At 54.0% G+C, this 12,506-nt stretch carries 10 protein-coding genes; 8 read left to right on the forward strand and 2 right to left on the reverse strand.

The annotated features are described in order from the left end of the window. Positions 1-191: 191 nt before the first annotated feature. The 8 genes from tig (at position 192) to INF77_RS18855 (ending at position 9,904) form a co-directional block, all read left to right on the forward strand. Positions 192-1,490 carry a trigger factor gene (tig, locus tag INF77_RS18820; protein WP_008503318.1) on the forward strand — a complete coding sequence of 433 codons (1,299 nt, stop codon included), beginning with the start codon at positions 192-194 and terminating at the stop codon, positions 1,488-1,490. Between the two features lie 260 nt (positions 1,491-1,750). Next, complete coding sequence (gene clpP / locus INF77_RS18825) at positions 1,751-2,374, forward strand: ATP-dependent Clp endopeptidase proteolytic subunit ClpP (RefSeq protein WP_014069126.1); 624 nt, start codon at positions 1,751-1,753, stop codon at positions 2,372-2,374. A 125-nt stretch (positions 2,375-2,499) separates the two neighbouring features. Next, positions 2,500-3,774 carry an ATP-dependent protease ATP-binding subunit ClpX gene (gene clpX, locus INF77_RS18830; protein WP_028012161.1) on the forward strand — a complete coding sequence of 425 codons (1,275 nt, stop codon included), beginning with the start codon at positions 2,500-2,502 and terminating at the stop codon, positions 3,772-3,774. 183 nt (positions 3,775-3,957) lie between these two features. Next, a complete protein-coding gene (gene lon, locus INF77_RS18835; RefSeq protein ID WP_023334706.1) occupies positions 3,958-6,312 on the forward strand; it encodes an endopeptidase La in 2,355 nt (784 codons plus the stop codon). Between the two features lie 210 nt (positions 6,313-6,522). Beyond that, positions 6,523-6,795, forward strand: a complete 273-nt coding sequence (gene hupB, locus INF77_RS18840) for a nucleoid-associated protein HU-beta (protein WP_002444653.1) — start codon at positions 6,523-6,525, stop codon at positions 6,793-6,795. 212 nt (positions 6,796-7,007) lie between these two features. Continuing rightward, positions 7,008-8,879, forward strand: a complete 1,872-nt coding sequence (gene ppiD, locus INF77_RS18845) for a peptidylprolyl isomerase (RefSeq protein ID WP_028012162.1) — start codon at positions 7,008-7,010, stop codon at positions 8,877-8,879. 148 nt (positions 8,880-9,027) lie between these two features. Beyond that, the gene (locus tag INF77_RS18850; RefSeq protein WP_045259901.1) at positions 9,028-9,408 is read left to right on the forward strand and encodes a helix-hairpin-helix domain-containing protein; all 381 of its coding nucleotides are present in this window, start codon (positions 9,028-9,030) and stop codon (positions 9,406-9,408) included. A gap of 97 nt (positions 9,409-9,505) precedes the next feature. Further along, positions 9,506-9,904 (forward strand): YbgC/FadM family acyl-CoA thioesterase, encoded by a 399-nt coding sequence (locus tag INF77_RS18855; RefSeq protein WP_150142948.1) that lies wholly within the window; start codon positions 9,506-9,508, stop codon positions 9,902-9,904. 61 nt (positions 9,905-9,965) lie between these two features. Here INF77_RS18855 and queC read toward each other — a convergent pair whose 3' ends face one another. Together queC and INF77_RS18865 are read right to left on the reverse strand one after the other, a co-directional pair. Next, positions 9,966-10,661 carry a 7-cyano-7-deazaguanine synthase QueC gene (queC, locus tag INF77_RS18860; RefSeq protein WP_150142949.1) on the reverse strand — a complete coding sequence of 232 codons (696 nt, stop codon included), beginning with the start codon at positions 10,659-10,661 and terminating at the stop codon, positions 9,966-9,968. A gap of 66 nt (positions 10,662-10,727) precedes the next feature. Beyond that, the gene (locus INF77_RS18865; RefSeq protein WP_150142950.1) at positions 10,728-12,428 is read right to left on the reverse strand and encodes an SgrR family transcriptional regulator; all 1,701 of its coding nucleotides are present in this window, start codon (positions 12,426-12,428) and stop codon (positions 10,728-10,730) included. Positions 12,429-12,506 lie beyond the last annotated feature (78 nt).

Below are 12,506 nucleotides of genomic sequence, written 5' to 3' on the forward strand. Positions count from 1 at the left end.
AAAAAAGCCGCAGCAACATGCTCCAACCGTTCTCGACTCACCTAAGTGATGCCGCTATAATGCCGCGTCTTATTGAATGTCTTCGGGATGATTCTGGCGACAGGGAATGTGAATCTGCACTAAGAGAGCATCCCGGTATAACAGACAGATTCAGAGTTGACCGAGCACTGTGATTTTTTTGAGGTAACAAGATGCAAGTTTCAGTTGAAACCACTCAAGGCCTTGGCCGCCGTGTAACGATTACTATCGCTGCTGACAGCATCGAAACTGCTGTGAAAAGCGAGCTGGTCAACGTAGCAAAAAAAGTACGTATTGACGGCTTCCGTAAGGGCAAAGTACCAATGAATGTTGTTGCTCAGCGTTATGGCGCTTCCGTGCGTCAGGATGTGCTGGGTGAACTGATGAGCCGCAACTTTATCGACGCGATCATCAAAGAAAAAATCAATCCAGCCGGCGCGCCAAACTACGTGCCAGGCGAATACAAACTGGGCGAAGACTTCACCTACTCCGTAGAGTTCGAAGTGTACCCGGAAGTTGAGCTGAAAGGCCTGGAATCTATCGAAGTTGAAAAACCGATCGTTTCCGTGACCGACGAAGACGTTGACGGCATGCTGGACACCCTGCGTAAGCAGCAGGCGAACTGGAAAGAGAAAGAAGGCGCTGTTGACGCGGAAGACCGCGTAACCATCGACTTCACCGGTTCTGTAGACGGCGAAGAGTTCGAAGGCGGCAAAGCGTCTGACTTCGTACTGGCAATGGGCCAGGGTCGTATGATCCCAGGCTTCGAAGACGGCATCAAAGGCCACAAAGCGGGCGAAGAGTTCACCATCGACGTGACCTTCCCTGAAGAGTACCACGCTGAAAACCTGAAAGGTAAAGCAGCGAAGTTCGTCATCAACCTGAAGAAAGTTGAAGAGCGCGAACTGCCAGAACTGACTGAAGAGTTCATCAAGCGTTTCGGCGTGGAAGATGGTTCTGTTGCTGGCCTGCGTACCGAAGTGCGTAAGAACATGGAGCGCGAGCTGAACGGTGCTGTGCGTAACCGCGTGAAATCTCAGGCGATTGAAGGTCTGGTAAAAGCGAACGAAATCGACGTTCCTGCTGCCCTGATCGACAGCGAAATCGATGTGCTGCGCCGTCAGGCTGCACAGCGCTTCGGTGGCAACCAGCAGCAAGCGATGGAACTGCCGCGTGAGCTGTTCGAAGAGCAAGCGAAACGCCGCGTTGTTGTTGGCCTGCTGCTGGGCGAAGTGATTCGTACCCACGAGCTGAAAGCTGACGAAGAACGTGTGAAGGGCCTGATCGAAGAGATGGCGTCTGCATACGAAGATCCATCAGAAGTGATCGAGTTCTACGGTAAGAACAAAGAGCTGATGGACAACATGCGCAACGTCGCACTGGAAGAGCAGGCTGTTGAAGCGGTACTGGCGAAAGCGAAAGTGACCGAAAAAGCGACCTCTTTCAACGAACTGATGAACCAGCAGGCGTAATTTCGCTCTAACGGTTTAAAGTTTGAACAAAAAACCCGTTGCCTTCCGGCGACGGGTTTTTTTTATCGCTGCATGGGTTCTGGAAGGGTGCTAAAACGCCCTTTCAGTGTTAGCGTTACAACAAAAGGTTGTTATGCTTGAAATAGGGTGTGGCGAACCCCATAAGTATGTAATCACGATGATTGAGACTGGCTGATAATCCGTCCATAAGGTTACAATCAGTACAGCAGGTGTTTTCAATTTTGAACCAGGAGACGGAAATGTCATACAGTGGCGAACGAGATAACTTTGCACCCCATATGGCGCTGGTGCCAATGGTTATTGAACAGACCTCACGCGGTGAGCGTTCTTTCGATATCTATTCCCGTCTGCTCAAGGAACGCGTTATCTTTCTGACCGGCCAGGTAGAAGACCATATGGCTAACCTGATCGTGGCGCAGATGCTGTTCCTGGAAGCGGAAAACCCGGAAAAAGACATTTACCTGTACATCAACTCGCCTGGCGGTGTGATTACGGCGGGCATGTCCATTTATGACACCATGCAGTTCATCAAGCCAGATGTCAGCACTATCTGTATGGGGCAGGCTGCATCCATGGGGGCCTTCCTGTTAACCGCAGGGGCGAAAGGTAAGCGTTTCTGCCTGCCTAACTCCCGCGTGATGATTCATCAGCCGCTGGGGGGTTACCAGGGGCAGGCGACGGATATCGAAATCCACGCCCGTGAAATTCTGAAAGTAAAAGCGCGCATGAATGAACTTATGGCGCAGCATACAGGTCAATCTCTTGAGCAGATCGAGCGCGATACCGAGCGCGATCGCTTCCTCTCTGCTCCAGAGGCAGTTGAGTACGGCTTAGTCGACTCCGTATTGACCCATCGTAATTGATGCCCGCGACGCGAGTGTGCCGCTATACTAAGGTAGGGCGGCACGCTGCTTAAAGCACACGCGTCTTAGAATGGCATTTGCGTCGTCATGTGCGGCACAAAGAACTTAAAAAGAGGTTTGGACTCATGACAGATAAACGCAAAGATGGTTCGGGCAAACTGCTGTACTGCTCTTTTTGCGGCAAAAGCCAGCATGAAGTGCGTAAACTGATTGCCGGGCCGTCCGTGTATATCTGCGACGAATGCGTCGATTTATGTAACGACATCATTCGCGAAGAGATTAAAGAAGTTGCGCCGCACCGTGAGCGTAGCGCATTGCCAACGCCGCATGAGATTCGTCATCACCTTGACGACTATGTCATCGGTCAGGAGCAGGCCAAGAAAGTGCTGGCGGTGGCGGTATACAACCACTACAAACGTCTGCGTAACGGCGACACCAGCAATGGCGTAGAACTGGGCAAAAGTAACATTCTGCTGATCGGGCCAACCGGCTCCGGTAAAACGCTGCTGGCGGAAACCCTGGCGCGCCTGCTGGATGTTCCGTTTACCATGGCGGATGCCACCACCCTGACCGAAGCCGGTTATGTGGGTGAAGACGTTGAGAACATCATTCAGAAGCTGCTGCAGAAGTGCGATTACGACGTTCAGAAAGCACAGCGCGGGATTGTTTATATTGATGAGATCGACAAGATCTCCCGTAAATCAGACAACCCGTCCATCACCCGTGACGTGTCGGGTGAAGGCGTGCAGCAGGCCCTGCTGAAGCTGATCGAAGGTACGGTTGCGGCCGTTCCGCCGCAGGGTGGACGCAAACATCCGCAGCAGGAGTTCCTGCAGGTCGATACCTCCAAGATCCTGTTTATTTGCGGCGGCGCGTTTGCTGGTCTGGATAAAGTCATTTCCCACCGTGTTGAAACCGGCTCCGGCATCGGTTTTGGCGCAACGGTGAAGGCGAAGTCCGAGAAAGCCAACGAAGGTGAACTGCTTTCGCAGGTTGAGCCCGAAGATCTGATCAAATTTGGTCTGATCCCTGAATTCATTGGCCGTCTGCCGGTTGTGGCAACGCTGAATGAGCTGAGCGAAGACGCGCTGATTCAGATCCTGAAAGAGCCGAAAAATGCGCTGACCAAGCAGTATCAGGCGCTGTTCAATCTGGAAGGCGTTGAGCTGGAATTCCGTGACGAAGCGCTGGATGCGATTGCCAAGAAAGCGATGGCCCGTAAAACCGGTGCGCGTGGTTTGCGCTCTATCGTTGAAGCGGCATTGCTCGACACCATGTACGATTTGCCGTCGATGGAAGACGTCGAAAAAGTGGTTATCGACGAGTCCGTGATCGGCGGCCAATCCAAGCCGCTGCTGATTTACGGTAAACCGGAAGCCCAGCAGGCATCTGGCGAATAATTCACCAAATCATACAAGCAGTTAATCAAAAAGGGGGGATTTTATCTCCCCTTTACTTTTTCCGTATTCATAGCGTTGAATGTGTGGGAAACATCCCCATATACTGGATACATGTTAATGGTTATGTGAAGCACTGTGACATGACCAGCTTACCTGGCGGACACTAAACTAAGAGAGAGCTCTATGAATCCTGAGCGTTCTGAACGCATTGAAATCCCCGTATTGCCGTTGCGCGATGTGGTGGTTTATCCGCACATGGTCATACCCTTATTTGTAGGGCGGGAAAAATCTATCCGTTGCCTCGAAGCTGCCATGGATCATGATAAAAAAATCATGCTGGTGGCCCAGAAAGAAGCATCAACGGATGAGCCGGGTGTAAACGATCTTTTCACCGTCGGGACCGTGGCCTCTATTTTACAAATGCTGAAGCTGCCGGACGGCACCGTGAAGGTGCTGGTCGAAGGCTTACAGCGTGCGCGTATTACCACGCTGTCAGATGATGGCGAACACTTCTCTGCCAAGGCAGAGTACCTTGATTCGCCTGAACTTGATGAGCGCGAGCAGGAAGTGCTGGTACGTACCGCGATTAGCCAGTTCGAAGGCTATATCAAGCTGAACAAGAAAATCCCACCAGAAGTGCTGACGTCACTGAACAGCATCGACGATCCTGCGCGTCTGGCGGACACCATCGCTGCACACATGCCGCTGAAGCTGGCTGACAAACAGTCCGTGCTGGAGATGTCCGACGTTAACGAACGTCTGGAATACCTGATGGCGATGATGGAGTCTGAAATCGATCTGCTGCAGGTTGAGAAGCGCATTCGTAACCGCGTGAAAAAGCAGATGGAAAAATCTCAGCGTGAGTACTATCTGAATGAGCAAATGAAGGCCATTCAGAAAGAGCTGGGCGAGATGGACGACGCACCGGACGAAAACGAAGCGCTGAAGCGTAAAATCGACGCGGCGAAGATGCCGAAAGAGGCGAAAGAGAAAGCCGAAGCAGAACTGCAGAAGCTGAAAATGATGTCTCCGATGTCGGCTGAAGCAACCGTCGTGCGCGGCTACATTGAGTGGATGGTGCAGGTTCCGTGGAACGCCCGCAGTAAGGTCAAGAAAGACCTGCGTCAGGCCCAGGAGATCCTCGATACTGACCACTACGGCCTGGAACGCGTGAAAGACCGCATCCTTGAGTACCTCGCGGTACAAAGCCGAGTAAACAAAATTAAAGGCCCAATTCTGTGCCTGGTAGGACCGCCGGGGGTGGGTAAAACCTCTCTGGGTCAGTCCATCGCCAAAGCGACCGGACGTAAGTACATCCGTATGGCGCTGGGCGGCGTGCGTGATGAAGCGGAAATCCGCGGTCACCGCCGTACCTACATCGGTTCCATGCCGGGTAAACTGATCCAGAAAATGGCGAAAGTGGGGGTTAAAAACCCGCTGTTCCTGCTTGATGAGATCGACAAAATGTCGTCGGACATGCGTGGCGACCCGGCGTCTGCTCTGCTGGAAGTGCTTGATCCAGAACAGAACGTGGCGTTCAGCGATCACTATCTGGAAGTGGACTACGACCTTAGCGATGTGATGTTCGTGGCGACGTCCAACTCCATGAACATACCGGCACCGCTGCTGGACCGTATGGAAGTGATCCGCCTCTCCGGTTATACCGAAGACGAAAAGCTGAACATTGCTAAACAGCACCTGCTGCCGAAGCAGATTGAGCGTAACGCGCTGAAAGCCAACGAGCTGACCGTCGAGGACAGCGCGATTATCGGCATCATCCGCTACTACACCCGTGAAGCGGGCGTGCGTAGCCTTGAGCGCGAAATATCTAAGCTGTGCCGTAAGGCGGTAAAACAGCTGCTGCTGGATAAGAGCCTGAAGCACATCGTGATTAACGGTGACAATCTGCATGCCTACCTGGGCGTTCAGCGCTTCGACTACGGCCGCGCGGATAACGAAAACCGCGTGGGTCAGGTGACCGGTCTGGCATGGACGGAAGTGGGCGGCGATCTGCTGACCATCGAAACCGCCTGTGTGCCGGGCAAAGGCAAGCTGACCTACACCGGCTCGCTGGGTGAAGTGATGCAGGAGTCCATCCAGGCTGCGCTGACCGTGGTGCGCGCGCGCGCGGAAAAACTGGGTATCAATCCGGATTTCTACGAAAAACGCGACATTCACGTTCACGTTCCTGAAGGGGCGACGCCGAAAGATGGCCCAAGCGCGGGTATTGCCATGTGTACCGCTCTGGTTTCCTGTCTGACGGGCAACCCGGTACGTGCCGATGTGGCAATGACCGGTGAAATTACCCTGCGCGGTCAGGTCCTGCCAATCGGCGGGTTAAAAGAAAAACTGCTGGCGGCACACCGCGGTGGGATCAAAACCGTATTGATCCCTTACGAAAACAAACGCGATCTGGAAGAGATTCCGGACAACGTGATTGCCGATCTGCAGATCCATCCTGTTAAGCGAATTGAGGAAGTTCTCAGTCTCGCACTGCAGAATGAACCGTCCGGAATGCAGGTTGTAACCGCAAAATAGTGACCTCGCGCAAAGAGCGTCAATAAAAACAAGGCTGGTAAGTCATTTCGCACTTGCCAGCCTTTTTTTGTATAGCTAATTTAGATTGCTGATTAGGTCAGCCATCAACAACGGGTGTTGTAAGGTCATGGCAGGCCTGATATAACTGCTGCGCGGTCGCGTTGTGAAGGACTCAGGCGCGATATAAATTATAAAGAGAGGAAGAGAACAGTGAATAAATCTCAACTGATTGACAAAATTGCTGCTGGTGCTGATATTTCTAAAGCTGCAGCTGGACGTGCGTTAGATGCATTAATTGCTTCTGTTACTGAATCTCTGCAGGCTGGGGACGACGTTGCACTGGTAGGCTTCGGTACTTTTGCTGTTAAAGAGCGTGCTGCCCGTACTGGCCGCAACCCTCAGACCGGTAAAGAGATCACCATTGCTGCTGCTAAAGTGCCGGGTTTCCGTGCAGGTAAAGCGCTGAAAGACGCAGTAAACTGATTGCTTTCCCGTTTCAGGGAAGCCGGATAGTACAAGGGCGCATCGTTTGATGTGCCTTTTTTGTTTGTCCAGACCTGATTTGTGCGAGTTTATGCGAGTTGTGGGCTGACAATCGCCCCGTTTTCTTGTCACAATACGCCTTCACGCGCGACGGGCAGGATTTTCCGTCAGCGTCAGGTAACCAGTCACCTACAGCGGAGTGTTGTTACACCATGATGGACAGCTTACGCACGGCTGCTAACAGTCTCGTGCTCAAGATTATTTTCGGTATCATTATCGTGTCGTTCATATTGACCGGCGTGAGCAGTTACCTTATTGGCGGTGGCGCAAACTATGCCGCAAAAGTGAATGGCCAGGAAATCAGCCGTGGTCAGTTCGAGAATGCTTTTGCCGGTGAGCGTAACCGTATGCAGCAACAGCTGGGCGACCAATTCTCTGAACTGGCGGCGAATGAAGGGTACATGAAAACCCTGCGCCAACAGACACTGAACCGTCTTATCGACGAAGCGCTGCTGGATCAGTATGCCAAAAAGCTGGGCCTTGGCATCAGCGACGAGCAGGTCAAAAAAGCGATCTTCGCCACTCAGGCATTCCAGTCTAACGGTAAATTCGACAACGCGCGTTACAACAGTATCGTTAACCAGATGGGCATGACGGCGGATCAGTACGCGCAGGCGCTGCGTAACCAGCTGACAACCCAGCAGCTCATTAACGCTGTCGTGGGTACCGATTTCATGCTTAAAGGTGAAACCGACGAACTGGCCGCGCTGGTGGCCCAGCAGCGCGTGGTCCGTGAAGCGACAATTGATGTGAACGCCCTGGCGGCGAAACAGCAGGTGAGCGACGCAGACGTTAATGCTTACTACGAGCAGAATAAAAACGCCTTTGTTTCTCCGGAGCAGTTCCGCGTCAGCTACATCAAGCTGGATGCAGCTGCGCTGCAGGAAAGCGCGTCTGATGCCGAGATCCAGTCTTACTATGACCAGCATCAGGATCAATTCACTCAGCCGCAGCGTAACCGCTACAGCGTGATTCAGACCAAAACTGAAGCAGATGCTAAGGCGGTACTGGATGAGCTGAACAAAGGCGCTGATTTCGCCACCCTTGCGAAAGCGAAATCCACCGACATTATCTCTGCGAAAAACGGCGGTGATATGGGCTGGCTGGAAGACGCAACCACGCCCGACGAGCTGAAAAATGCCGGCCTGAAAGAGAAAGGCCAGCTGTCTGGTGTGATTAAATCATCCGTTGGTTTCCTGGTCGTGCGTCTGGACGACATCACCCCGGCGAAAACCAAGCCGCTGGCTGAAGTTCGTGATGATATTGCCGCGAAAGTGAAACAGGAAAAAGCCCTGGATGCCTACTACGCGCTGCAGCAGAAGGTGAGCGATGCTGCCAGCAACGACAACGAATCTCTGGCAGGTGCAGAGCAGGCGGCGGGTGTGAAAGCAGTTGAGACCGGCTGGTTTGGTCGTGACAACCTGCCGGAAGAGCTGAACTTCAAACCGGTTTCTGATGCCATCTTTAACGGTGGTCTGGTGGGCGAGAACGGCACGCCGGGCAGCAACTCTGACATCATTACCGTTGACGGCGATCGCGCCTTTGTTCTGCGCGTCAGCGAGCACAAGCCAGAAGCGGTCAAACCGCTGGCGGAAGTGAAGGATCAGGTCGTCGCTCAGGTTAAGCACAACAAAGCAGAACAGCAGGCTAAACTGGACGCTGAGAAGATTCTGGCCGATCTGAAAGCGGGTAAACAGGACGCGCTGAAAGCGGCTGGCCTGAGCTTCGGTGAGGCGAAAACGCTGAGCCGTACCGGTCAGGACCCAATCAGTCAGGCCGCGTTTAGCCTGACGCTGCCGGCAAAAGACAAGCCAAGCTTCGGTACCACCACCGATATGCAGGGTAACGTTGTTCTGCTGGCGCTGGACGACGTGAAAGCCGGCACTCTGCCAGAAGCGCAGAAGAAGGCGATGGTTCAGGGCATTACTCAGAACAATGCTCAGATTGCTTTCGAAGCCATGATGAGCAACCTGCGTAAAGACGCCAAAATCAAGCTGGGCGATGTCATGACTCAGCAGCAGTAATTACGTGTCTGCTCGCAGATTTTCGTAACGCTCTGCAAAAACTAAAGGCCGCTTTCGCGGCCTTTTCCATTTCTGCAATCTGCTGTTTGTGCCTGTTTTCACAGGCGGCTATCGTTGCGTGGCTGTCAACAAACAAGGAGATAACAGCATGAAATGTGGAATCAAAGCACTGTTAATTACGCTGGCTATTGCCACCACCGGGATGAGCGCGGGCGCGCAGGCGGCGGCGACCGCCGCCAAACCACAGGCTACGCAGAGCAAGTCTGATGCGGCCGCGCCGGTGCAAGGGCAGACCAAAGCGGCTGACGCCGGTAAAAATGCGGATGATGACGGTACGCGGGTCAGCATTAACTCGGCCTCGGCAGAGGATCTCGCCCGCGCAATGAATGGCGTGGGCCTGAAAAAAGCGCAGGCTATCGTCAGCTATCGTGAAGAGTACGGCCCATTCAAAACGGTCGACGATCTCAAACAGGTTCCGGGCATGGGCAGCGCGCTGGTTGAGCGCAACCTCTCACACCTGACACTGTAATAACGCAATTTCTTGCACTGCGGCAAAAGTTTGCCAGGATAAAGAGGTCATACCAGTTATGACCTCTGATCCTATAACAATGAAAGGCTATTGCGCCATGCAGACAAAAATCAAAGTACGCGGTTTCCATCTTGATGTTTATCAGCACGTCAATAACGCTCGCTATCTCGAGTTTCTTGAAGAAGCGCGCTGGGACGGGCTGGAAAACAGCGAAAGCTTTCAGTGGCTGACCGCGCACAACATCGCGTTCGTGGTCGTCAATATCAACATCAACTATCGCCGTCCGGCCGTGCTGGGCGATGTGCTCACCGTGACCAGCCAGGTACAACAGCTAAACGGCAAAAGCGGCGTGTTAAGCCAGGTGGTGACGCTCGATCCAGAAGGGCAGGGGGTGGCTGATGCACTGATCACCTTTGTCTGTATCGATCTGAAAACTCAGAAAGCGCTGCCGCTGGAAGGGGAATTGCGGGAAAAGCTGGAGTTGATGATCGTATAAGACATATTAAGGCGCACTCGTGCTGTCGACACCTGTTTTGCGACAGCACGGTCAAAAAACGCTATTTAAGCCCGGTCTTTTGCTTCATTGCCGCCATCACGCCGACTTTATCAGCCAGGTAATGGTTAAGCCCGTTAGCGCGCAGATTACAGGCGGCGCACTGGCCGCAACCGTCGCCTTTGATGCCGTTATAGCAGGTGAGGGTTTCGCTGCGAACCAAATCCAGCTTGCCCCAGTAGTCGGCCAGCGCCCAGGTTTCGGCTTTATCCAGCCACATGAGCGGGGTTTCAAAGCGCGTCTCTTTCGCCATCCCCAGATTGACGGCGTGGTTGAGCGCTTTGACAAACTCATCGCGGCAGTCCGGGTATCCTGAGAAGTCGGTCTCGCATACGCCCGTAATTACCGCTTCGGCTTTTACCTGATAGGCATAAATCGCCGTCAGGGTCAGGAACAGAATATTACGCCCCGGCACAAACGTGTTCGGAATGCCGCTGGCATCGGGTTCATAGTCCGGTACAGGAATACTGTCCCGGGTGAGGCTGCTGACGGCCAGTTCATTTAACAGCGTAACGTCCAGCACCTTGTGCGCGCGTGCCCCCAGTTTAAGGGCCAGTTCACGGGCAACGTCGATTTCAGCGCGGTGACGCTGGCCATAATCGAAAGTCACACAGTGAACTTCATCATACTGATGAATGGCCTGAACCAGGCAGGTTGTAGAGTCTTGTCCTCCGCTGAACACGACGACGGCACGTTTCATAAATCATCTCGACTGTTACGGTAAAACCATTATGTTACCGTCTGGCTACGGCGGCGACCAGCTTCTTCACGATTTGGGGGCGGGTAGCCAGGCTTCGGTAAAATCAAACCAGCCGCGGGTGTTGAGGCGTATGCCGTTGACCCCCGGCGGGGCGCTGATTTGATATTGATAGTTAAAAAGCGGCGTCAGCACCGCATTCTCCATCAGGCGGTTGAAAATGGCTTGCAGACCGGCGTGTCGGTCCCGAGCTTCGGCCTGAGACTGCACCGCATCCAGCGTGGCTTGCAGATGGGCGTAGGCCGGTGCGCTTAACACGTGCGGCCACAGGGCATCGCAGCGCAGCCACTGCTCAAGCGTATACGCTGGCGCTTCGCCAATCAGCCTGTCCCCCATCATGATGTCTGCATCGGCAAGCTGCTGGCATCCGTCCCACGTCTTGGCGTCGTGGAAGATGACGGTCAGGTCACAACCCTGTTGCGCCAGGTACGCCTTTAACTGGCTGGCCATGGTGTGAAGCTCAACGGGAAGATGGTAAACCAGCGTCAGCGCCTCAGGCAGGGCAACGTCCGTTAAGTCAGGCCATTCGGGGATTGTCCAGCCGGGAAGCAGTTCCTCGGTGGGCGTAATGAGTCCTTCGTTGAGCGGAAGCGTGTGCAGAAGCCTGGAGAGATGGATGATATTGATAAGCCGCTTCGCCTGGATCTCACTCAGACGCGCGCTCTGTTTCAGCGTGAGGTAACAGAAGCCCAGGCTGGTGCTGCTGCTGACCAGCCTCAGGGTTTCAAGCTCATCGGCCTCGCCAATCGCGATTTGCACCGGGTGACGACAGCTGGTGCCCAGCCTGTAATCAAACAACTGGGGGGTGATCCAGTATTCGATGGCTTTGAGCAGAGGATGGCTCAGGTGGTATTGCTCATGGCTTTCCAGACGAACCAGGTCGGGCTCAAAGGCGGCCAGCCGGAAAGGGCCGCAGCCAAGTTCAGGATAGTCGGGATGCGCCAGACGGCTGCAGTAGGTTGCCAGCCTGTGCGCCAGCCAATAGTCCGGTTGATGCAGCATAAATGTCAGACACTGTGGATGCGTTGTTTCGATACGTAAAACGCTCCTGAACAGGGTGCGCAGGGCGGGAAGCGTCAACAGTGCCGTCAGGCTTCGCTGGAGCTGCGCCGTTTCTATTTTATCGCCGTTATGCCAGTGCAGGGTGGAGCGAATGTAGAAGTGCCAGCGCTGCCCGTCAGCAGAGACCTCCCAGTGATGCGCGAGATCGCCCGTGGGTTCACTGCTGTTACCGTTAAAACGCGTCAAGCCTGAAAATACCTGTCCCGCCAGATGCTGCTCCGCCCGGCCAGGCAAAAAGCCCGGCTGAAGCGGCTCCAGCGAGCGATAGTAGGGGATGCGCAGCGTCGGCGTGTCGTTTTGCCACTGCCCGCCTAAAAACGGATGCAGCAACGATCTCAGTGCTTCAGGAGCAAGCTGGGCCAGCTCCAGCGCGTTATGCTGCTGTCCGCTCTTCAGCGCCTCTTCCATCATCGCATTGCGCAGTGACTCCGGGCTGGCATGGAACGTCAGCTCACCGCGCTTGCCGCGACCAGACCGCGCGTGCCAGCTGAGCCAGCCCGCCTCCTGAGCCTGACGCAGCAGGGTGCGAACATGCCGCTCGCTACAAAAACAGCGGCTGGCAAGCTCACTTATGGTGACCTGCTGTGGAGCGCCAGCGGAAGGTTGCCACAGGCGTTGATACTGGTTAAGACGGTTAAGCTGGCGCATAAGAAACCCGGAACAATAATTTTCATCTATTCACTATTACTTCCGTATATCTCACACGATACTGATGCACAAGTTAAT

This window comes from Enterobacter cloacae complex sp. P1B (assembly GCF_014982345.1).
In the GTDB taxonomy this organism is placed as follows: domain Bacteria; phylum Pseudomonadota; class Gammaproteobacteria; order Enterobacterales; family Enterobacteriaceae; genus Enterobacter; species Enterobacter bugandensis.